This window comes from Yersinia aldovae 670-83 (assembly GCF_000834395.1).
In the GTDB taxonomy this organism is placed as follows: Bacteria; Pseudomonadota; Gammaproteobacteria; order Enterobacterales; family Enterobacteriaceae; genus Yersinia; species Yersinia aldovae.
This window is the reverse complement of sequence record NZ_CP009781.1, coordinates 3000406-3021296: the sequence shown is the minus strand read 5'-3', so window position 1 is coordinate 3021296 and position 20891 is coordinate 3000406. Positions and strand designations below refer to the sequence as shown.

The following is a 20891-nucleotide window of genomic DNA, read 5'->3' as shown; positions in this document are numbered from 1 at the left end:
GCAGCCAACACATCTGCAACTTGAAAGATGACGGGTATAAGTTTCATCGCCCGGTATATCATCATCGGGCCACTTTCCCTTTATTTGCTGACGTTTGTCGGCTTTTTTGGTTATGAAAAACACATATAATCTCCGCAGCATCGCTGCTAAAGCAATTAGCCAGGTATTGGATCAGGGGCAATCGCTCAGTATCGTTCTACCTGAGCTTCAGAAAAATATTTCCGACAAAGATCGCGCTTTGCTACAGGAGTTGTGTTTTGGCGCTTTGCGTGTTCTACCACAGCTTGAATGGTGTATCCAGCAGTTGATGGCACGCCCATTGACCGGCAAACAGCGCATTTTCCATTATTTGATTATGGTCGGGCTGTACCAGCTGATTTATACCCGCATTCCTCCACATGCTGCTCTGGCCGAAACCGTTGAAGGTGCGACAGTACTTAAACGCCCACAATTAAAAGGGCTGATCAACGGGGTACTGCGCCAATTCCAGCGCCAACAAGTCGAATTACTGGAACGTGCTGCCAATAACGATAGCCGCTATCTGCATCCAAGCTGGCTATTGGCGCGGATTAAGCAGGCATATCCAGACCAATGGCAACAAATTCTGGAGGCGAATAACCAAAAACCTCCTATGTGGCTGCGTGTAAGCCGGCTACACCATTCACGGAATGAATATCTTGAGCTATTAAAACAAGCCAATATCGATGCTCTGCCCCATGACTTTTATCCCGATGCCGTACGCCTCATTACGCCATGTGCCGTCAATGATCTGCCCGGTTTCGAACTCGGCTGGGTTACCGTGCAAGATGCATCGGCACAAGGCTGCGTTGATCTGCTTGATCCGCAAGATGGTGAGCAGATCCTCGATTTATGTGCCGCTCCAGGGGGCAAAACGACGCATATTCTGGAAGCTGCGCCTAAGGCCCATGTATTGGCTATCGATATAGATGAACAACGACTCAGTCGGGTTAAAGAAAACTTACAACGCCTGAATTTACATGCGGTCGTAAGAGTCGGCGATGGACGGACACCCGATGAATGGTGCGGTGATCAGCAGTTTGATCGAATACTATTAGATGCGCCATGCTCTGCAACAGGTGTCATTCGTCGGCACCCAGATATCAAATGGCTACGCCGGGACAGCGATATTGCTGATTTGGCCAAATTACAATCAGAGATTGTTGAAGCTATCTGGCCTAAACTGAAAAAAGGCGGCGTAATGGTTTATGCTACCTGCTCTATATTACCGGACGAAAATCAGCAGCAGATTGCCGCTTTTTTGCAACGACACTCCGAAGCTGAGTTAGTGGAGACGGGATCTGCCGTTGCCCCCGGTAAGCAGAACTTGCCCCATCCTGAGGATGGTGACGGTTTCTTTTATGCAAGGTTGATCAAAAGATAGTTGTGGCTTTTGCTATGCCTCGAAACCTAATGTCAGTGTGAAACAGAGAACGCTATGAAAATCATTATTCTTGGGGCAGGGCAAGTTGGCGGAACCCTGGCAGAAAACCTGGTAGGTGAAAATAACGATATTACAGTCGTTGATGTTGACTCAGGCCGTTTGCGTCAATTGCAGGATAAGTTTGACCTGCGCGTGGTCCAGGGGCATGGTTCTCACCCTCGGGTCTTGCGAGAAGCCGGGGCAGAAGATGCCGATATGTTGGTGGCAGTCACTAATTCAGATGAAACCAACATGATCGCGTGCCAAATCGCATACTCATTATTTAATACCCCAAATCGCATCGCTCGCATTCGTTCAGCCGAATATATTCGTGAAGCGGATAAGCTTTTTCTGCCAGAAGCGGTTCCTATCGACCATTTGATTTCGCCAGAACAACTCGTTATCGATTATATCTATAAGTTAATCGAATACCCTGGTGCATTACAGGTGGTTAACTTTGCTGAAGGTAAGGTCAGTATTGCTGCGGTTAAGGCCTATTATGGCGGGCCATTAGTCGGAAATGCATTATCGTCTTTACGTGAACATATGCCGCATATTGACACCCGAGTTGCCGCTATATTCCGCCAGGATCGGCCAATCCGCCCGCAAGGGTCGACAATCATTGAAGCCGGTGATGAAGTATTTTTCGTAGCTGCCTCCCAGCATATTCGGGCCGTAATGAGTGAACTGCAACGGCTGGAAAAACCCTACAAACGCATCATGATTGTGGGTGGTGGCAATGTGGGTGCTGGTTTGGCTTTACGGTTAGAGAAAGATTACAGCGTGAAATTAATTGAACGTGACCCACAACGCGCCGCTGATCTAGCCGAAATGTTGCATGATACTATCGTATTTTATGGCGATGCATCAGATCAGGAACTGTTAGCAGAAGAGCATATTGAGCAGGTTGATGTCTTTATTGCCATTACTAATGATGATGAAGCAAATATTATGTCCGCTATGCTCGCAAAGCGCATGGGCGCTAAAAAGGCAATGGTATTAATCCAGCGCAGCGCCTATGTCGATCTGGTTCAGGGAAGTGTTATTGATATTGTTATATCACCACAACAAGCCACGATTTCTGCACTACTGGGCCATGTGCGTAAAGCTGACATTGTTAGCGTATCGTCCCTACGACGTGGCGTTGCTGAAGCGATAGAAGCCATTGCTCACGGTGATGAAAGCACATCAAAAGTGGTTGGTCGAATGGTAGAAGATATCAAGCTGCCACCTGGCACAACCATCGGGGCAATTGTACGCGGCGACGAAGTTATTATCGCAAACAGTAATTCCGTTATTAAGCAGGGCGATCATGTGGTGATGTTTATTACTCATAAAAAGTTTGTCCCTGATGTGGAACGGTTATTCCAACCAAGCCCATTCTTCTTGTAATCAGCACAATTAGGCTCTACGGAATAGTTTATAAATTAAAACTATTCTGATGGGGATGAGAAAAAAATGTCTATAATTTTGTGGCATTAGGATTTATTTAACTAAGATTAAGTAGTTCATTTTTAAAAGGAGTGCTGGTTATGAGTTTTATGAAGGAGTTTCGTGAATTTGCCATGCGTGGCAATGTAGTCGACTTGGCTGTCGGTGTAATTATCGGTGCTGCATTTGGCAGAATAGTTTCTTCGCTTGTTGCCGATATCATTATGCCACCACTGGGTGTATTACTGGGCGGCGTCGACTTCAAACAATTCCATGTGGTATTACGTGCAGCTGAGGGGACGGTTCCTGCGGTTGTAATGAATTACGGTATCTTTATTCAAAGCATTTTCGATTTTGTCATTGTCGCACTCGCCATATTTTCAGCAGTGAAGCTAATGAATAAAATGCGCCGCGAAAAAGCGGAAGAGCCTGCGGCACCACCGGCACCGACAACAGAAGAAAAATTACTCACGGAAATTCGTGATTTATTGAAAGCACAGCAAACAAAATAATTTCAATAGAGTAAAATGACAAAAGCCATCAAAAATCTGATGGCTTTTTGCTTTTCTAAAACCAGAAAACCAGAAAACCAGAAAACCAGGGGTAATAAATCATTTGATTGCTTACCACTGGCCTCCCAGTTACTGCCTTTTACGTATTTTTCTTTGCGTTGGTAGCTGCCTTTACCTTTGCTATTTTTCTCAATTCGCTGTCTGAATAATGGGTCATGGAGTAGTGCCTCCAGCGCATTATCTTTAATTTTCCCCTTGGTATGTCGATATGTCGTCATATTAGTTATCCTCATCAATCCTAGTTTTGCTTAAAAAACCTGCGGATAATACTGCGGTTTTCGACAAATTTAAAGATCTAACCGAAATAATTACCCTTTAACTAACTCTTCAGCGGCACCTTGTTCCAACGCTTCTAAAATAGAGCAATATGTTGTGGCATGGGTACTTCCACAACAAGCCTGACTAAGACGCTTTAGAGACTCACGCATTTTCTTTAGTTCTATAATCTTACTTTCCACATCGTGCAAACGCGAGTCTACGATCGCCTTAGATTCCTGACAAGTATGATGCGCAGGATCAACCCGGATCGACAGTAACTCAGCAATAGTCTCTAACGTGAATCCTAACTGTTTAGCATAACGGATAAAACGTAAGCGCTGCAAATCTTGCTCATTATAAAGCCTGTATCCCCCTGTCGTTCGCTCTCCATGATCCATCATGCCTTGCTTTTCATAATAGCGAATAGTATCTGGTGTAACATCAGCGAGTTTGGCGAGCTGCCCTATCTTTAACATTCGTTATTCCTTTTTAGAGAGTTGACCTGCCACTTTATCTTGGTATCCGTTATGCAAAGACTCTACATTAAAACCTGCCAGGTTTAATCTAAACTTCAGTAAAACCAAGCGATTAAGAAAATTCGAGTGGGCATTATTACGCTCATCAAGTGGTGATAGCACATCAGTGAGAGTAAGTAATTCCTACCTATCCTTTATGATGGGGAAAGTATCCTGCATTCTTGAGTAATCGGTATCCAGCCCTTAGATCTGCGGAAATACAGGTAGCATCATCAAATAGTGATGGTTGGCTGTATCCAGGAAAATTATCGAGTTCACCCTTTTCTTGAGCACTTATAATGTGTTTTTCAAACTGTTCGTTGATTAATCCCATATCGCTACTAAGAGGTCAAGGCTCAAAAAATAGGATGGTAGTTAAGATTAATGGATTGGCAGATAAATAATAGGAGGAGAGAGAAAAAATACGAGGGATGGACACTTAGATCACTTAATTATGGGCGTAAAAAAACCGGGCAAGCCCGGTTTTTTTACGCGTTTACAGATTACTCTGCAGCAACTACTTCTGCTTGCGATGCAGCACGATCAACTAACTCGATGTAAGCCATCGGTGCGTTGTCGCCTGCACGGAAGCCACACTTCAGAATGCGAGTGTAACCACCGGCGCGGCTCGCGAAACGCGGGCCTAGCTCGTTAAACAGTTTTGCCACGATCTCGTTATCACGAGTGCGGGCGAATGCCAGACGACGATTAGCTACGCTGTCGGTCTTGGCAAGAGTAATCAGCGGCTCAACAACGCGACGCAGCTCTTTCGCTTTCGGCAGGGTCGTCTTGATTATCTCATGACGAACCAAAGAGCCGGCCATGTTACGGAACATAGCCTGGCGATGGCTGCTGTTACGGTTCAGTTGACGACCACTCTTACGATGGCGCATGACCTTATCCTTCTCAGTAAAACCTTAACCTGTGATCCGGTTACTCGTCAGCAATGCTAGCTGGTGGCCAATTTTCTAGGCGCATGCCTAAAGAAAGACCACGGGAAGCAAGCACGTCTTTAATCTCAGTAAGAGATTTTTTACCCAGGTTCGGCGTTTTCAGCAACTCAACCTCGGTACGCTGTACCAGATCACCGATGTAGTGGATAGCTTCTGCCTTGAGGCAGTTAGCAGAGCGGACAGTCAATTCCAGATCGTCAACAGGGCGCAGCAGGATCGGATCGAACTCTGGCTTCTCTTCTTTAACTTCCGGCTGACGTACATCACGTAGGTCAACGAAAGCTTCAAGCTGTTCGGCCAAGATAGTTGCCGCACGGCGGATCGCCTCTTCAGGATCGATCGTACCATTGGTTTCCATCTCGATAACCAACTTGTCCAGGTCGGTACGCTGTTCTACACGCGCTGCTTCAACATTGTAGGCAATACGCTCTACAGGGCTATAGCATGCGTCTACTAACAGACGACCAATCGGGCGCTCATCTTCTTCCGAATGAATTCGGGCAGAAGCCGGCACATAACCCCGACCACGTTGAACTTTGATACGCATACTAATAGATGCGTTCTCATCGGTCAGGTGGCAGATAACGTGCTGCGGCTTGACGATTTCGACATCACCATCATGGGTGATATCGGCTGCAGTCACAGGGCCAATGCCAGATTTATTCAGGGTAAGAATAACTTCATCTTTGCCCTGAACTCTCACCGCCAGCCCTTTCAGGTTGAGCAGGATCTCCAGGATATCTTCCTGTACGCCTTCTTTGGTGCTGTACTCATGTAGTACACCATCAATCTCAACCTCGGTCACCGCGCAACCCGGCATAGATGAAAGCAGAATACGGCGCAGTGCGTTGCCGAGAGTATGGCCAAAGCCACGCTCTAACGGCTCAAGGGTCACCTTGGCGTGCGTCGAACTGACTTGCTCGATATCTACCAGGCGCGGTTTTAGAAACTCTGTCACAGAACCCTGCATTGTGTCCTCTCTTTGGTACTAAGCTTTACTTGGAGTAAAGCTCGACGATCAGGTGTTCGTTAATGTCCGCAGACAGATCAGTACGTTCAGGAATACGTTTGAACACACCTTCCATCTTGACAGCATCAACTTCCAGCCAAGTCGGCTTTTCACGCTGCTCAGCCAGCTCCAAAGCTGCCTTAACACGAGACTGCTTTTTCGCTTTCTCACGGATGCTGACTACGTCATTCGGAGATACCTGATAAGAAGCGATGTTAACAACGCGACCATTTACCATGATAGCTTTATGACTAACCAGCTGACGTGATTCAGCACGAGTTGCGCCAAAGCCCATACGGTAAACTACGTTATCCAGACGGCCTTCCAGCAATTGCAACAGGTTTGCACCAGTGTTGCCTTTCAGACGTGCTGCTTCTTTATAGTAGTTACGGAATTGACGTTCCAGAACACCATAGATACGGCGAACTTTTTGCTTCTCACGTAACTGCACACCGTAGTCAGACAGACGCGGTTTACGCGCACCGTGCTGGCCAGGTGGTTGTTCAATCTTACACTTGGTGTCAATCGCGCGAACGCCAGACTTAAGGAACAGGTCTGTGCCCTCACGACGGCTCAGCTTGAGCTTAGGACCCAAATATCTTGCCATTTTCTCTCTCCAACAAACCTAAAAGCAGCGTTATACGCGGCGCTTTTTCGGCGGACGACAACCGTTATGAGGGATCGGAGTCACATCAGTAATATTAGTGATGCGAAAACCAGCCGCGTTTAGCGCACGGATAGTAGACTCACGGCCCGGACCAGGTCCTTTAACCATAACTTCCAGATTCTTGATACCGTATTCTTTCACTGCGTCAGCGCAGCGCTCTGCTGCAACTTGCGCTGCAAACGGAGTAGACTTACGAGATCCACGGAAACCGGAACCACCTGCTGTTGCCCAACCCAATGCGTTACCTTGACGATCTGTAATAGTAACGATGGTGTTGTTGAAAGAAGCATGGATATGAGCCACACCGTCAGAGACTGTCTTTCTTACACGCTTGCGTGCACGAATAGGTGCCTTTGCCATTATTCAATCACCCCGATTATTTCTTGATCGGTTTACGCGGACCCTTACGGGTACGTGCGTTGGTCTTAGTACGCTGACCGCGAACTGGTAGACCACGACGATGACGCAAACCACGATAAGTCCCAAGGTCCATCAGACGCTTGATGCTCAGGGTCACCTCACGACGCAGATCACCTTCTACAACGTACTTGGCAACTTCGTCACGCAGCTTCTCGATTTGCTCTTCAGACAGCTCACTGATCTTAACATTTTCAGCAATACCCGCAGCAACACAGATAGCCTGTGAACGGGTCTTACCGATGCCGTAGATCGCGGTTAAAGCGATAACGGTATGTTTCTGATCAGGAATGTTAATGCCTGCTATACGGGCCACTATGCACTCCTACTATTTTATACAGCAATACCATTCTGAAAAGCCCGTTTTCAGGATACTCAAATAGTATTGCAGTCACATACAAAAGATTGGCTGGCTAATCTAGCCAGCTCAACCCAACTTTGCAAGAAAAATATGCAAGATAAATCAGCCTTGACGCTGTTTATGCTTTGGTTCGGCACTGCAGATTACGCGAACGACACCGTTACGCTTAACAATTTTGCAGTTACGACATAATTTCTTGACGGAAGCACGAACTTTCATTTTTACTCTCCGTAACTTCTCAAACATCCCTGATTAGCGGTTATAGCCTTTCAGGTTTGCTTTCTTCAATGCAGACTCGTATTGACTTGACATCATCAGAGTTTGCACTTGAGCCATAAAGTCCATGATGACCACCACTACAATAAGTAGGGAGGTACCACCAAAGTAAAATGGTACTTTCATCGCGTCACGCATGAACTCCGGGATCAGGCAGATGAAAGTAATATACATCGCACCAATTAAGGTTAGACGCGTCATTACTTTATCGATGTACTTCGCCGTTTGCTCTCCCGGACGAATTCCTGGCACGAATGCACCGGACTTCTTCAGGTTATCTGCTGTTTCACGCGGGTTAAACACCAACGCCGTGTAGAAGAAACAGAAGAAGATGATTGCAGACGCATAGAGTAACACATAAAGCGGCTGTCCCGGCTGCAAATACATCGAAATAGTCGTCAGCCAGTTCCAACCTGTCCCGCCCCCAAACCATGATGCAATCGTGGCAGGGAACAGAATTATGCTGGAAGCGAAGATTGCGGGGATAACCCCAGCCATATTAACTTTCAACGGTAAGTGTGTGCTCTGTGCTGCATAAACACGACGACCTTGTTGACGCTTGGCATAGTTAACGACGATACGACGTTGACCACGTTCAATGAAAACAACGAAGAAGGTTACTGCAAACACTAATACTGCAACCAACAGCAACAGGAGGAAGTGCAGGTCGCCTTGCCGAGCTTGCTCGATGGTATGAGCTATTGCAGGTGGAAGACCAGCAACAATACCAGCGAAGATTATGATTGAGATACCGTTGCCGATGCCTCTCTCAGTAATCTGTTCGCCAAGCCACATAAGGAACATTGTTCCTGTGACCAAGCTAACAACAGCGGTAAAGTAGAAAGCAAAGCCTGGATTGATTACCAGACCTTGCATCCCAGGCATATTCGGCAAACCGGTAGCAATACCGATCGACTGAAATATAGCCAATACCAACGTGCCATAACGGGTGTACTGACTAATCTTACGACGGCCAGCTTCCCCTTCTTTCTTTATTTCAGCTAACGCTGGGTGAACCACCGTTAGTAGTTGGATAATAATTGATGCCGAAATATACGGCATAATACCCAAAGCAAAGATAGAGGCACGACTGAGTGCACCACCAGAGAACATGTTAAACATTTCAATGATGGTGCCTCTTTGCTGTTCGAGCAATTTAGCAAGCACAGTGGCATCGATACCAGGAATCGGAATAAAAGAGCCGATACGGAAAACAATAAGCGCACCGATAACAAACAAAAGTCTGCGCTTCAGTTCGCCTAATCCGCCTTTAGCACTTTGAAAATCTAATCCTGGTTGCTTAGCCATCTGCTACTTATTCCTCAATTTTACCGCCAGCAGCTTCGATAGCAGCACGAGCGCCTTTGGTGACACGCAGACCACGCAGAGTTACCGCACGAGTGATTTCGCCTGAAAGCATAACTTTCGCGAATTCAATCTGGATACCAACAACGTTAGCGGCTTTCAGCGTGTTCAGGTCGATTACGTCGCCTTCCACTAAAGCCAGTTCAGACAGACGAACTTCTGCCGTGATCATCGCTTTGCGAGAGGTGAAGCCGAATTTCGGCAAACGACGATATAAAGGCATCTGACCACCTTCAAACCCACGGCGTACGCCACCGCCAGAACGTGAGTTCTGACCTTTGTGACCACGACCAGCGGTTTTACCCAGGCCAGAACCAATACCACGACCTACACGCTTCGGCGCATGCTTGGCACCTTCAGCCGGAGACAGAGTATTTAAACGCATCTGTTACTCCTCAACTTTAACCATGTAGGAAACCAAGTTGACCATACCACGCACAGCAGGAGTATCCTCACGCTCTACAGTATGACCAATACGACGCAGACCTAAACCGATCAGAGTTGCCTTATGTTTCGGCAAACGACCGATACTGCTTTTTGTTTGAGTTACTTTAATAGTCTTTGCCATGGTTATTTCCCTAGAATTTCTTCGACGGACTTACCACGCTTGGCAGCGACCATTTCTGGGGATTTCATATCTTCCAAGGCTGCAATAGTTGCACGAACCACGTTGATCGGGTTAGTAGAACCATAGGTCTTAGCTAATACGTTATGAACCCCTGCAACTTCTAAAACGGCGCGCATTGCACCACCGGCGATGATACCGGTACCTTCAGAAGCTGGTTGCATGAATACACGAGAACCTGTATGAGCACCTTTAACTGGGTGCTGCAGAGTACCGCTATTCAATGCAACATTAATCATAGCGCGACGGGCTTTTTCCATCGCTTTCTGGATCGCTGCCGGAACTTCGCGTGCTTTGCCGTAGCCAAAACCAACGCGACCGTTACCATCACCAACTACTGTCAGTGCGGTAAAGCTGAAAATACGGCCACCTTTTACGGTTTTAGATACGCGGTTTACCGCGATCAGCTTTTCCTGCAGTTCGCCAGCTTGTTTTTCGATGTGTGACATCTTACACCTCTACCTTAGAACTGAAGGCCAGCTTCACGGGCAGCATCTGCCAGTGCCTGGACTCGACCATGATATTGGAAACCGGAACGGTCAAAGGATACTTTCGTAATCCCTTTTTCCAACGCGCGCTCAGCAATAGTTTTGCCTACAGCTGTTGCGGCATCTTTGTTGCCGGCGTACTTCAATTGCTCATTGATAGCTTTTTCTAAAGTAGAAGCGGCGACCAAAATTTCAGAACCGTTTGGTGCAATAACCTGCGCGTAAATATGGCGTGGGGTACGATGTACCACCAGGCGAGTCGCACCCAGTTCTTTGAGCTTGCGGCGTGCGCGGGTCGCACGACGGATACGAGCTGCTTTCTTATCCATAGTGTTACCTTACTTCTTCTTAGCCTCTTTGGTACGCACGACTTCGTCGGCGTAACGGACACCCTTGCCTTTATAAGGCTCAGGACGACGGTAGGCACGTAAATCTGCTGCAACCTGACCAATCACCTGCTTATCAGCGCCTTTCAGCACGATTTCAGTTTGGGTCGGGCATTCGGCAGTAATGCCAGCCGGCAATTCATGGTCAACTGGATGAGAGAAGCCTAAAGCTAAATTCACCACGTTGCCTTTAACTGCGGCACGGTAACCTACACCTACCAATTGAAGCTTCTTAGTGAAGCCTTCGGTAACACCAACGACCATTGCATTAAGCAGTGCACGAGTGGTACCCGCTTGGGCCCAACCGTCTACAGCGCCTTCGCGTGGAGCGAAAGTCAGTGTATTTTCTTCTTGCTTAACTTCAACAGCGCTATGGACGGTACGAGTCAGCTCGCCGTTCTTACCCTTTATCGAAATAACCTGACCGTTGAGTTTTACCTCTACGCCGGCAGGAATGACGACGGGTGCTTTTGCAACACGAGACATTCTTTCCTCCCGAATTAAGCTACGTAGCAGATAATCTCGCCACCAAGACCAGCTTGGCGAGCTGCACGATCGGTCATAACACCTTTAGAGGTAGAAATAACAGCGATACCCAAACCGGCCATAACTTTTGGCAGCTCATCTTTTTTCTTATAGATGCGCAAACCTGGACGGCTGATACGTTGAATGCTTTCTACCACTGCCTTGCCTTGGAAATACTTAAGAGCTAATTCCAGAACTGGCTTGGTGTCGCCTTCGATTTTAAAATCTTCAATAAAACCTTCTTCCTTCAGAACGTTGGCAATTGCCACTTTCAGCTTGGAGGAAGGCATGGTGACCGCGACTTTGTTTGCGGATTGACCGTTACGGATACGGGTCAGCATATCCGCGATCGGATCTTGCATGCTCATCTGTCTTTACTCCCGTGATTCAATTGGTGACAATTACCAGCTAGCCTTTCTAAGGCCCGGGATTTCACCGCGCATTGCGGTTTCACGGACTTTAATACGGCTCAACCCGAACTTCCGCAAGAAACCATGCGGACGACCAGTTTGGTTGCAGCGGTTACGCTGACGGGACGGGCTGGAATCACGCGGCAGAGACTGCAGCTTCAGAACAGCATTCCAACGATCTTCGTCGGATGAGTTCACACCAGAGATAATAGCTTTTAATTCCTCGCGTTGAGCGCGGTATTTGTTAGCTAGTTTCACGCGAACGACTTCGCGTGCTTTCATTGATTGCTTAGCCATCAGTAACCCTACCTTACTTGCGGAATGGGAATTTAAAAGCTGCCAATAACGCGCGGCCTTCATCATCGGATTTCGCAGTAGTGGTAATGGTAATATCCAAACCACGTACACGATCGACTTTATCGTAGTCGATTTCCGGGAAGATGATCTGCTCGCGCACACCCATGCTGTAGTTACCACGACCATCGAATGACTTAGCGGACAAGCCACGGAAGTCACGGATACGAGGTACAGCAATGGTGATCAGTCGCTCAAAGAATTCCCACATGCGTTCGCCACGCAGGGTCACTTTACAGCCGATCGGATAGCCCTGACGGATTTTGAAGCCTGCAACAGATTTGCGTGCTTTGGTGATAAACGGCTTTTGACCGGAGATTGCTGCCAAGTCTGCTGCTGCATTATCCAGCAGTTTCTTGTCAGCGATCGCTTCACCAACACCCATATTCAGGGTGATCTTCTCGACCCGAGGGACTTGCATGACAGAGTTGTAGCCAAACTGAGACATCAGTTGTTTGACCACCTCGTCTTTGTAGTAATCATGCAGTTTCGCCATCGTATTACTCCAAATTACTTGATAGTTTCGCCGTTAGATTTGAAGAAACGAACTTTTTTTCCGTCTTCAAATCTAAAGCCTACACGGTCAGCCTTACCAGTTGTCGCGTTGAACAGCGCAAGGTTGGAAACTTGAATAGCAGCTTCTTTTTCAACAATGCCACCTGGTTGGTTCAGGGCCGGAACCGGCTTCTGATGTTTTTTAACCAGGTTGATACCTTCAACAATGACCTTACCAGCAGACAGGACATTCTTTATTTTACCGCGCTTACCTTTGTCTTTCCCGGTTAGCACGATAACTTCGTCATCACGACGGATTTTCGCTGCCATGGTTCGCTCCTTAGAGTACTTCTGGTGCCAGAGAGATAATTTTCATGAACTTCTCATTACGCAGTTCACGAGTTACCGGCCCAAAAATACGCGTGCCGATTGGCTGCTCGCTGTTATTATTTAAAATAACACAAGCGTTACCATCGAAGCGAATGACAGAACCGTCCGGGCGACGTACACCCTTCTTGGTGCGCACCACTACCGCCTTCAGAACATCGCCTTTCTTCACCTTGCCACGAGGAATTGCTTCCTTGATGGTGATCTTGATGATGTCGCCGATGCCTGCGTAGCGACGGTGCGAGCCACCTAGAACCTTGATACACATTACGCGACGTGCACCGGAGTTGTCGGCCACGTTCAGCATAGTCTGTTCTTGGATCATGTTAGTGCTCCGCTAATGTCAACTACTACTTTAGGACCCAGAATAGGTCGTTTAAAAGCCCCACTAATGAGGGCGCAGCATTATAACACCGCTTCCAAATTATGGGTAGAAAAAATAAACGGCCCACATTCTGAGCCGTTTACTATGTTCGAGTTGGCTACTCTATTACAGAATCGCTTTCTCTACAACGCGAACAAGCGTCCAAGACTTAGTCTTTGACAGTGGACGGCATTCGCGGATTTCTACCACGTCACCGATACCACATTCGTTGTTCTCGTCATGTACATGCAATTTCGTCGTACGACGGATGAATTTCCCGTAAATCGGGTGTTTCACCACACGTTCGATAGCAACAACCATGGATTTCTCCATTTTGTCACTAACTACGCGACCTTGCAGAGTACGGATTTGCTCAGTCATTACGCACCCGCCTTCTCAGTCAGTAAAGTCTTAACACGTGCAATATTACGGCGCACTTGTTTCGACAGGTGAGTTTGTTGCAGCTGGCCACTAGCCGCCTGCATGCGCAAATTAAATTGCTCACGCAGCAGGTTGAGCAGCTCAGTGTTCAGCTCTTCAACGCTTTTTTCACGCAGCTCTTGTGCTTTCATCACATCACCGTCTTAGTTACAAAGGTGGTTCCTACAGGCAGTTTCGCTGCTGCGAGCTTAAATGCTTCGCGAGCAGTTTCTTCAGGTACACCAGCCATTTCAAACAACATTTTTCCTGGCTGAATCAGGGCAACCCAATACTCTACGTTACCCTTACCTTTACCCATACGCACTTCGAGCGGCTTCTCAGTGATCGGCTTGTCCGGGAATACACGGATCCAGACCTTACCTTGACGCTTAATTGCACGTGTCATCGCACGACGGGCTGCTTCGATTTGACGAGCCGTCAGGCGGCAACGGCCACAAGCTTTCAGGCCGAACTCACCGAAGCTAACATCCGTACCTTGCGCAAGGCCACGGTTACGGCCTTTGTGCATCTTACGGAATTTTGTACGCTTTGGTTGTAACATCAGCGATTCTCCTTACTTGCGGCCTTTACGCTGCTGCTTTTTAGGTTGAGCAGCCGGTTCCGGTTGTTCAACAGCAGCCATACCACCCAAGATCTCACCTTTGAAGATCCATACCTTAACGCCGATTACACCATAAGTGGTGTGCGCTTCAGATGTGTTGTAATCGATATCCGCACGCAGTGTATGCAACGGAACACGACCTTCACGGTACCATTCGGTACGCGCGATTTCAGCACCGCCAAGGCGGCCGCTTACTTCAACTTTGATACCTTTAGCGCCAAGACGCATTGCGTTCTGTACAGCACGCTTCATAGCACGACGGAACATAACACGACGTTCCAGCTGTGAAGTGATGCTGTCAGCAACCAATTTTGCGTCCAGTTCCGGTTTACGGACTTCGGCGATGTTAATCTGTGCAGGAACGCCAGCGATATCCGCTACGACCTTACGCAGTTTTTCGACATCTTCACCTTTCTTGCCGATAACGATGCCAGGGCGAGCGGTGTGAATAGTCACACGGATGCTCTTCGCTGGACGCTCGATAACGATGCGAGAAACGGAAGCTTTCGCTAATTCTTTAGTCAAGAATTGGCGAACTTTAAAGTCGCTGTCCAGGTTGTCAGCGAATTCTTTGGTATTTGCGTACCAGGTAGAGTTCCAAGCTTTGACAATACCTAGTCGAATACCATTAGGATGTACTTTCTGACCCATTGCTAGTCTCCAGAGTCTCAGCGATCGGACACAACCACAGTAATGTGGCTGGTGCGCTTCAGGATGCGATCTGCACGACCTTTTGCACGCGGCATAATGCGCTTCATGCTAGGGCCTTCGTCTACGAAGATCTTCGTGACTTTCAGATCATCGATGTCAGCGCCATCGTTGTGTTCTGCGTTAGCAATGGCAGACTCCAGTACCTTCTTAACCAAACCAGCAGCTTTCTTGTTGGTATAGGCCAGAGTTTCCAGAGCTTGCGACACTTTCTTACCGCGAATCAGGTCCGCTACCAAGCGAACCTTCTGAGCAGAAGAACGAGCGTGGCGATGTTTAGCGATAGTTTCCATCTCTTCCTCCTACCTTAGCGCTTTTTAGCCTTTTTATCGGCCGCATGGCCGCGATAAGTACGGGTCGGCGCGAATTCACCCAGTTTGTGACCGACCATTTCATCGGAAACAAAAACGGGAACGTGCTGACGACCATTATGGACAGCGATGGTCAAACCGATCATATTTGGAAAGACCGTTGAACGACGGGACCAAGTCCGAATTGGCTTCTTGTCTCCGCTTTCCACCGCTTTCTCTACCTTCTTCAGCAAGTGCAGGTCAATGAAGGGACCTTTCTTGAGAGAACGTGGCATGGCTTATCCTCTAATTATTTTTTACTACGGCGACGTACGATGAACTTATCAGTACGCTTGTTGCTACGGGTCTTCTTACCTTTGGTTTGAACGCCCCACGGGGTTACCGGGTGCTTACCAAAGTTACGACCTTCACCACCACCGTGTGGGTGATCTACCGGGTTCATCGCCGTACCGCGAACGGTAGGACGAATACCACGCCAACGACTGGCACCTGCTTTACCCAGGACACGCAGCATATGTTCAGCGTTACCGACTTCACCTAAGGTGGCGCGGCAATCAGCTAGAACTTTGCGCATTTCGCCGGAGCGCAGACGCAGAGTAACGTAGGAACCGTCACGAGCAACGATCTGAACGTATGCACCAGCAGAACGAGCCAATTGGCCGCCTTTACCTGGTTTCATTTCTACGTTATGAACCGTTGAACCAACTGGGATGTTACGCATAGGCAGGGTGTTACCCGCTTTAATTGCAGCATCAACACCAGATTGAATCTGGTCACCAGCTTTCAGGCCTTTCGGCGCCAGGATATAACGACGTTCGCCGTCTTTGTACAGAACCAGCGCAATGTTTGCGGAACGGTTCGGATCGTACTCCAGACGCTCAACCACAGCAGGGATACCATCTTTGTTGCGTTTGAAGTCAACCAGACGATAATGTTGCTTGTGGCCACCACCGATATGACGGGTGGTGATACGACCATTGTTGTTACGGCCACCGCTTTTGCTTAATTTCTCAAGCAACGGAGCATAAGGCTTACCCTTATGCAACTCCTGGTTAACCACTTTAACAACGTGGCGACGACCCGGAGATGTAGGTTTACATTTAACAATTGCCATTGCTTACTCCTCCGACTTACTCTGCGCCGCCGATGAAGTCCAGATTCTGGCCTTCTTTCAGGGTGACGTAAGCTTTTTTCCAGTCGCTACGACGACCAACACGCTGACCGTGACGCTTACTCTTGCCTTTAACCAGCAAGGTGTTAACGTCTTCGACTTCGACTTCAAACAGTTTCTGCACTGCAGCTTTAATTTCTGCTTTGGTCGCGTCTTTGGCAACTTTGAGAACGATGGTGTTATTCTTTTCCATCGCAGCGGACGCTTTTTCAGATACATGCGGCGCGCGCAGTACTTTTAGCAGACGTTCTTCACGAATCATGCCAGCATCTCCTCAACTTGCTTCACAGCATCAGCAGTCATAACCACTTTGTCGAAGGCGATCAGGCTAACTGGGTCGATACCGGCTACATCGCGAACGTCAACCTTATACAGGTTGCGAGCTGCCAAGAACAAGTTCTCGTCCAGTTCGCCCGTTACGATCAGCACATCTTCCAGAGCCATATCTTTCAGTTTCTGCGCCAGCAACTTAGTTTTAGGTGCTTCAACAGAGAACTTTTCGACAATGATCAGACGATCTTGACGTACCAACTCGGACAGGATGCTTTTCAGCGCGCCGCGGTACATCTTTTTATTTACTTTCTGACTGTGGTCCTGAGGCTTTGCAGCAAAGGTCACACCACCTGAACGCCAGATTGGGCTCTTTACAGAACCTGCACGCGCACGGCCGGTACCTTTCTGACGCCACGGTTTTTTACCGGAACCTGTTACTTCAGCACGGGTCTTCTGAGCACGAGTACCTTGACGGGCACCTGCTGCGTAAGCAACAACAACCTGATGTACAAGCGCTTCATTGAAATCACGCCCGAAGGTAGTTTCGGAAACAGTCAGCGCGCCTTGCGCGTCTTTCATTACCAATTCCATTCCTATCTCCTCGACGTTACGCCTTGACAGCCGGTTTTACGATCAGGTTGCCGCCGGTAGCTCCCGGTACAGCGCCCTTGACCAGCAGTAGGTTGCGCTCAGCGTCAACACGTACTACATCCAGGCTTTGAACAGTTACACGTTCATCACCCATGTGGCCTGCCATTTTCTTGCCTTTAAACACTTTGCCCGGAGTCTGGTTCTGACCGATAGAACCCGGAACGCGGTGAGACAAGGAGTTACCATGAGTAGCATCTTGGGTGCGGAAGTTCCAGCGCTTAACAGTACCGGCAAAACCTTTACCTTTAGACGTACCTGTAACGTCGACTTTCTTAACGTCTGCAAAAATTTCGACGCTAATTTCTTGACCCGCAGTGAACTCTTGACCTTCTGCAAGGCGGAATTCCCACAGACCACGGCCAGCTTCTACGCCAGCTTTAGCGAAGTGACCCGCTTCTGGTTTGGTTACACGGTTAGCTTTTTTGCTACCAGTAGTAACCTGCACAGCACGGTAACCGTCGTTAGCCAGATCTTTGACCTGAGTTACGCGGTTTGCTTCAATTTCGATAACAGTTACTGGGATTGAAACGCCATCTTCAGTGAAGATACGCGTCATGCCCACTTTCTTACCGACTAAACCAATCATTGTTTCAACCTCTCAATCGCTCAATGACCTGATTAACCCAGGCTGATCTGCACGTCTACACCAGCAGCCAGATCCAGACGCATCAGAGCATCAACGGTTTTCTCGGTTGGCTCAACGATGTCAACCAGACGCTTGTGAGTGCGAATCTCGTACTGATCGCGCGCATCTTTATTGACGTGCGGAGAGATCAGAACGGTAAAGCGCTCTTTGCGGGTCGGCAGCGGGATCGGACCACGAACCTGCGCACCAGTGCGCTTGGCAGTCTCGACGATTTCCGCAGTTGATTGATCGATCAAACGATGATCAAACGCTTTCAGGCGGATACGGATTCTTTGGTTCTGCATGAGACCAGAGCTCCAATTATTTATAAACGTAAATGATTACTCCTCGCACCCATTTCGATTGATGGGGGAGTGTAATCGTTCAACATATAACCCCCATATCGGGAGTATTGTTCAGTTACGGCACCAGGCCGTGACTGACAGATTAGTTTCAATCTGACCCACCAAGATTAGGTAGGCCCGCGCATTATACGTAAATACCAGCAGGAAGCAAGCCAGTGTTGGAAATCTATGCGAAAACTTGCCAGATAATTTACTTTGGGGGGCGAATGAGGTTTGTTGAGCAGGTAAAGAAGGATTTCGTGGTGAGAACGAGAGTGAGCCAAGTAACTGAGTTGGTACTCACTCTCTTTATTTAGACAGTACCATATCGTGAGGATTAATCTTATGCCAGCTGGGCCTGAGCATAGTTCTGTATACCCAAACGGTCAATCAAGCTAAGCTCGGTTTCCAGCCAGTCAATATGCCCTTCTTCATCAACCAGAACTTCCTTCAGTAAATCTCTGGTGACATAATCATGGACAGAGTCAGCATAGGCAATGCCGTCACGTAAATCCTTCGCGCCCGCTAATTCAAGAGCTAGATCTGATTTCAGCATTTCTTCAACATCTTCACCAATATTCAACTTACCCAGATCTTGTAAGTTAGGGATACCCTCAAGGAATAAGATGCGCTCGATGTATTTATCTGCATGTTTCATTTCATCAATGGATTCGTGATACTCCTTATCATTAAGGCGCATCAGCCCCCAGTTTTTAAACATTCGGGCATGGAGAAAATATTGGTTGATAGCAACTAACTCGTTGCCGAGCAGTTTATTGAGATGTGCAATTATTTTTTTATCGCCTTTCATAGGTAAACCCTCCGCTTCCAGTACTAAAAGTGTAGTACCAGATGGCAAAGAGTGGGGGAAAACTTCTCCCAGCTATCTATTAAGCAACATCGTTCATTTCTGGAATATTAGCGCGTTCCTCGATCAAGATCTCTCTGGCTTGTCGAATACACTTACCGCAGTCGGTACCAATCGGTACTAATTGACGCAGCTGTTTAAGGGTATGTGGATGATGCTGACGGACAGCTTGACGGATAACTTTGTCAGATACCGCATTACACAGGCAAACGTACATAAAGAGACTCATTTCTTAACCAGTCCCTGAAGTGTAAATGAGAATGCGAGTTATTTCAATTAAGATTGTTAAGTTTGGACAATAAAAAAGGGCGCCGAAGCGCCCTTATCACTTGATCAATAAAAGAATTGATCAATAAAACAATTAAGCGATAACTTTAGCAACAACACCAGCGCCTACAGTACGGCCGCCTTCACGGATTGCGAAACGCAGACCGTCGTCCATTGCGATTGGGTGAATCAAGGTAACAACCATGTTCACGTTATCACCAGGCATTACCATTTCAACGCCTTCTGGCAGTTCGATGGTACCGGTTACGTCAGTTGTACGGAAGTAGAACTGAGGACGGTAGCCTTTGAAGAACGGAGTATGACGGCCGCCTTCATCTTTGCTCAGAATATAAACTTCTGAATCAAAGGTAGTGTGTGGTTTGATAGAACCTGGTTTAGCAAGAACTTGACCACGTTCGATATCTTCACGTTTGATACCACGCAGAAGAACACCAACGTTCTCACCCGCACGGCCTTCGTCCAGCAATTTGCGGAACATTTCAACGCCAGTACAAGTAGATTTAACAGTATCTTTGATACCAACGATCTCTACTTCTTCACCAACTTTAACGATACCGCGCTCTACACGACCGGTTACAACAGTACCACGGCCAGAGATTGAGAATACGTCTTCGATTGGCAGCAGGAACGGCTTATCGATAGCACGTTCTGGCAGTGGAATGTAGCTATCCAGTGCTTCAGCCAGCTCAATGATTTTAGCTTCCCACTCAGGAACGCCTTCCAGTGCTTTCAGCGCTGAACCTTTGATTACTGGGATGTCGTCGCCTGGGAAATCGTAAGCAGACAGAAGTTCACGAACTTCCATTTCTACCAGTTCCAGCAGCTCTTCGTCATCAACCATGTCACATTTATTCATGAATACGATCATGTATGGAACGCCAACCTGGCGACCCAACAGGATGTGCTCACGAGTCTGTGGCATAGGGCCATCAGTTGCAGCAACAACCAGGATCGCGCCATCCATCTGCGCAGCACCGGTGATCATGTTTTTAACGTAGTCGGCGTGTCCTGGGCAGTCAACGTGCGCATAGTGACGTGACGGGGTGTCATATTCAACGTGAGAAGTGTTGATAGTGATACCACGTGCTTTTTCTTCTGGTGCGTTATCGATCTGATCGAAAGCACGAGCGCTGCCGCCGTAGGTTTTAGCCAGAACGGTGGTGATTGCCGCAGTCAGGGTAGTTTTACCATGGTCAACGTGGCCGATAGTACCGACGTTTACATGGGGTTTGTTACGTTCAAATTTTTCTTTAGACACGACTATATTCCTTACTCTGGTGCTCTACCACTTATGAGAGAGCACTGGATCAT

36 protein-coding genes and 1 pseudogene are annotated in these 20891 nt (G+C 47.8%); 3 read left to right on the top strand and 34 right to left on the bottom strand.

The window, feature by feature from the left end:
- The first annotated feature begins 112 nt into the window (after positions 1 to 112).
- From rsmB to mscL, 3 genes are all read left to right on the top strand, one after another.
- Positions 113 to 1402, top strand: a complete 1290-nt coding sequence (rsmB, locus tag AT01_RS13695; protein ID WP_042547526.1) for a 16S rRNA (cytosine(967)-C(5))-methyltransferase RsmB — start codon at positions 113 to 115, stop codon at positions 1400 to 1402.
- Between the two features lie 54 nt (positions 1403 to 1456).
- Positions 1457 to 2833 carry a Trk system potassium transporter TrkA gene (trkA, locus tag AT01_RS13690; protein ID WP_042547525.1) on the top strand — a complete coding sequence of 459 codons (1377 nt, stop codon included), beginning with the start codon at positions 1457 to 1459 and terminating at the stop codon, positions 2831 to 2833.
- Between the two features lie 140 nt (positions 2834 to 2973).
- Positions 2974 to 3384: a large-conductance mechanosensitive channel protein MscL gene (gene mscL, locus AT01_RS13685; protein ID WP_042547524.1), complete on the top strand. Its 411-nt coding sequence runs from the start codon at positions 2974 to 2976 to the stop codon at positions 3382 to 3384.
- 80 nt (positions 3385 to 3464) lie between these two features.
- Here the strand turns inward: mscL and AT01_RS13680 are convergent.
- The 34 genes and pseudogenes from AT01_RS13680 to tuf all read right to left on the bottom strand — a co-directional run.
- A pseudogene (locus AT01_RS13680) lies at positions 3465 to 3662 on the bottom strand (alternative ribosome-rescue factor A); the annotation flags it as partial.
- 90 nt (positions 3663 to 3752) lie between these two features.
- A complete protein-coding gene (zntR, locus tag AT01_RS13675; protein ID WP_042547523.1) occupies positions 3753 to 4178 on the bottom strand; it encodes a Zn(2+)-responsive transcriptional regulator in 426 nt (141 codons plus the stop codon).
- Positions 4179 to 4365: 187 nt separating this feature from the next.
- Entirely contained in the window at positions 4366 to 4551 is a 186-nt protein-coding gene (locus AT01_RS22300) for a DnaJ family domain-containing protein (RefSeq protein ID WP_235427139.1), read from the bottom strand.
- Positions 4552 to 4720: 169 nt separating this feature from the next.
- Entirely contained in the window at positions 4721 to 5110 is a 390-nt protein-coding gene (gene rplQ, locus AT01_RS13665; protein ID WP_004391407.1) for a 50S ribosomal protein L17, read from the bottom strand.
- A gap of 40 nt (positions 5111 to 5150) precedes the next feature.
- On the bottom strand, positions 5151 to 6140 hold the full coding sequence (locus AT01_RS13660) for a DNA-directed RNA polymerase subunit alpha (protein WP_002438685.1): 990 nt from the start codon (positions 6138 to 6140) through the stop codon (positions 5151 to 5153).
- A gap of 25 nt (positions 6141 to 6165) precedes the next feature.
- On the bottom strand, positions 6166 to 6786 hold the full coding sequence (gene rpsD / locus AT01_RS13655) for a 30S ribosomal protein S4 (protein WP_002218949.1): 621 nt from the start codon (positions 6784 to 6786) through the stop codon (positions 6166 to 6168).
- Positions 6787 to 6816: 30 nt separating this feature from the next.
- Positions 6817 to 7206, bottom strand: coding sequence for a 30S ribosomal protein S11 (gene rpsK / locus AT01_RS13650; RefSeq protein ID WP_004709234.1), 390 nt, complete (start codon positions 7204 to 7206; stop codon positions 6817 to 6819).
- A gap of 16 nt (positions 7207 to 7222) precedes the next feature.
- Entirely contained in the window at positions 7223 to 7579 is a 357-nt protein-coding gene (gene rpsM, locus AT01_RS13645) for a 30S ribosomal protein S13 (RefSeq protein WP_004702348.1), read from the bottom strand.
- Positions 7580 to 7726: 147 nt separating this feature from the next.
- Positions 7727 to 7843, bottom strand: coding sequence for a 50S ribosomal protein L36 (rpmJ, locus tag AT01_RS13640; RefSeq protein ID WP_002227352.1), 117 nt, complete (start codon positions 7841 to 7843; stop codon positions 7727 to 7729).
- A 33-nt stretch (positions 7844 to 7876) separates the two neighbouring features.
- The gene (secY, locus tag AT01_RS13635) at positions 7877 to 9208 is read right to left on the bottom strand and encodes a preprotein translocase subunit SecY (protein ID WP_002213344.1); all 1332 of its coding nucleotides are present in this window, start codon (positions 9206 to 9208) and stop codon (positions 7877 to 7879) included.
- Between the two features lie 7 nt (positions 9209 to 9215).
- On the bottom strand, positions 9216 to 9650 hold the full coding sequence (gene rplO / locus AT01_RS13630; protein ID WP_004702343.1) for a 50S ribosomal protein L15: 435 nt from the start codon (positions 9648 to 9650) through the stop codon (positions 9216 to 9218).
- 3 nt (positions 9651 to 9653) lie between these two features.
- Positions 9654 to 9833, bottom strand: coding sequence for a 50S ribosomal protein L30 (gene rpmD, locus AT01_RS13625; RefSeq protein WP_002213339.1), 180 nt, complete (start codon positions 9831 to 9833; stop codon positions 9654 to 9656).
- 2 nt (positions 9834 to 9835) lie between these two features.
- Positions 9836 to 10339 carry a 30S ribosomal protein S5 gene (gene rpsE / locus AT01_RS13620; RefSeq protein ID WP_004702341.1) on the bottom strand — a complete coding sequence of 168 codons (504 nt, stop codon included), beginning with the start codon at positions 10337 to 10339 and terminating at the stop codon, positions 9836 to 9838.
- Positions 10340 to 10353: 14 nt separating this feature from the next.
- A complete protein-coding gene (gene rplR, locus AT01_RS13615; protein ID WP_004702337.1) occupies positions 10354 to 10707 on the bottom strand; it encodes a 50S ribosomal protein L18 in 354 nt (117 codons plus the stop codon).
- A gap of 9 nt (positions 10708 to 10716) precedes the next feature.
- Positions 10717 to 11250 (bottom strand): 50S ribosomal protein L6, encoded by a 534-nt coding sequence (rplF, locus tag AT01_RS13610; protein WP_004391415.1) that lies wholly within the window; start codon positions 11248 to 11250, stop codon positions 10717 to 10719.
- 14 nt (positions 11251 to 11264) lie between these two features.
- Positions 11265 to 11657, bottom strand: coding sequence for a 30S ribosomal protein S8 (rpsH, locus tag AT01_RS13605; protein WP_032820216.1), 393 nt, complete (start codon positions 11655 to 11657; stop codon positions 11265 to 11267).
- A 33-nt stretch (positions 11658 to 11690) separates the two neighbouring features.
- Positions 11691 to 11996, bottom strand: coding sequence for a 30S ribosomal protein S14 (gene rpsN, locus AT01_RS13600; protein ID WP_032906605.1), 306 nt, complete (start codon positions 11994 to 11996; stop codon positions 11691 to 11693).
- 13 nt (positions 11997 to 12009) lie between these two features.
- Complete coding sequence (rplE, locus tag AT01_RS13595) at positions 12010 to 12549, bottom strand: 50S ribosomal protein L5 (protein WP_004391419.1); 540 nt, start codon at positions 12547 to 12549, stop codon at positions 12010 to 12012.
- A gap of 14 nt (positions 12550 to 12563) precedes the next feature.
- Positions 12564 to 12878 (bottom strand): 50S ribosomal protein L24, encoded by a 315-nt coding sequence (gene rplX / locus AT01_RS13590; protein ID WP_004702335.1) that lies wholly within the window; start codon positions 12876 to 12878, stop codon positions 12564 to 12566.
- A gap of 10 nt (positions 12879 to 12888) precedes the next feature.
- Positions 12889 to 13260 carry a 50S ribosomal protein L14 gene (gene rplN, locus AT01_RS13585; protein WP_002213325.1) on the bottom strand — a complete coding sequence of 124 codons (372 nt, stop codon included), beginning with the start codon at positions 13258 to 13260 and terminating at the stop codon, positions 12889 to 12891.
- Between the two features lie 165 nt (positions 13261 to 13425).
- Positions 13426 to 13680, bottom strand: a complete 255-nt coding sequence (gene rpsQ / locus AT01_RS13580; RefSeq protein WP_032820219.1) for a 30S ribosomal protein S17 — start codon at positions 13678 to 13680, stop codon at positions 13426 to 13428.
- Positions 13680 to 13871 carry a 50S ribosomal protein L29 gene (rpmC, locus tag AT01_RS13575; RefSeq protein ID WP_005159843.1) on the bottom strand — a complete coding sequence of 64 codons (192 nt, stop codon included), beginning with the start codon at positions 13869 to 13871 and terminating at the stop codon, positions 13680 to 13682. Before rpmC ends, rpsQ begins: the two co-directional genes overlap by 1 nt.
- Positions 13871 to 14281 carry a 50S ribosomal protein L16 gene (gene rplP, locus AT01_RS13570; protein WP_038242806.1) on the bottom strand — a complete coding sequence of 137 codons (411 nt, stop codon included), beginning with the start codon at positions 14279 to 14281 and terminating at the stop codon, positions 13871 to 13873. The genes rpmC and rplP overlap by 1 nt, the downstream gene beginning before the upstream one ends.
- A gap of 12 nt (positions 14282 to 14293) precedes the next feature.
- Positions 14294 to 14992, bottom strand: a complete 699-nt coding sequence (rpsC, locus tag AT01_RS13565; protein ID WP_002221644.1) for a 30S ribosomal protein S3 — start codon at positions 14990 to 14992, stop codon at positions 14294 to 14296.
- A gap of 17 nt (positions 14993 to 15009) precedes the next feature.
- Positions 15010 to 15342: a 50S ribosomal protein L22 gene (gene rplV / locus AT01_RS13560; RefSeq protein WP_004391423.1), complete on the bottom strand. Its 333-nt coding sequence runs from the start codon at positions 15340 to 15342 to the stop codon at positions 15010 to 15012.
- Positions 15343 to 15356: 14 nt separating this feature from the next.
- Complete coding sequence (gene rpsS, locus AT01_RS13555; RefSeq protein ID WP_002213430.1) at positions 15357 to 15635, bottom strand: 30S ribosomal protein S19; 279 nt, start codon at positions 15633 to 15635, stop codon at positions 15357 to 15359.
- A 14-nt stretch (positions 15636 to 15649) separates the two neighbouring features.
- Positions 15650 to 16474: a 50S ribosomal protein L2 gene (gene rplB, locus AT01_RS13550; RefSeq protein WP_004391424.1), complete on the bottom strand. Its 825-nt coding sequence runs from the start codon at positions 16472 to 16474 to the stop codon at positions 15650 to 15652.
- A gap of 16 nt (positions 16475 to 16490) precedes the next feature.
- Positions 16491 to 16793: a 50S ribosomal protein L23 gene (rplW, locus tag AT01_RS13545; RefSeq protein WP_005159841.1), complete on the bottom strand. Its 303-nt coding sequence runs from the start codon at positions 16791 to 16793 to the stop codon at positions 16491 to 16493.
- Positions 16790 to 17395 (bottom strand): 50S ribosomal protein L4, encoded by a 606-nt coding sequence (rplD, locus tag AT01_RS13540; RefSeq protein WP_004702326.1) that lies wholly within the window; start codon positions 17393 to 17395, stop codon positions 16790 to 16792. Before rplD ends, rplW begins: the two co-directional genes overlap by 4 nt.
- Positions 17396 to 17411: 16 nt before the next feature.
- On the bottom strand, positions 17412 to 18041 hold the full coding sequence (gene rplC / locus AT01_RS13535; RefSeq protein WP_004702324.1) for a 50S ribosomal protein L3: 630 nt from the start codon (positions 18039 to 18041) through the stop codon (positions 17412 to 17414).
- A gap of 32 nt (positions 18042 to 18073) precedes the next feature.
- Positions 18074 to 18385: a 30S ribosomal protein S10 gene (gene rpsJ / locus AT01_RS13530; protein WP_001181005.1), complete on the bottom strand. Its 312-nt coding sequence runs from the start codon at positions 18383 to 18385 to the stop codon at positions 18074 to 18076.
- Positions 18386 to 18767: 382 nt separating this feature from the next.
- The gene (bfr, locus tag AT01_RS13525; RefSeq protein ID WP_042547522.1) at positions 18768 to 19235 is read right to left on the bottom strand and encodes a bacterioferritin; all 468 of its coding nucleotides are present in this window, start codon (positions 19233 to 19235) and stop codon (positions 18768 to 18770) included.
- Positions 19236 to 19314: 79 nt separating this feature from the next.
- Entirely contained in the window at positions 19315 to 19509 is a 195-nt protein-coding gene (gene bfd, locus AT01_RS13520) for a bacterioferritin-associated ferredoxin (protein WP_004702312.1), read from the bottom strand.
- Positions 19510 to 19653: 144 nt separating this feature from the next.
- Entirely contained in the window at positions 19654 to 20838 is a 1185-nt protein-coding gene (gene tuf, locus AT01_RS13515; RefSeq protein WP_004702310.1) for an elongation factor Tu, read from the bottom strand.
- Positions 20839 to 20891 lie beyond the last annotated feature (53 nt).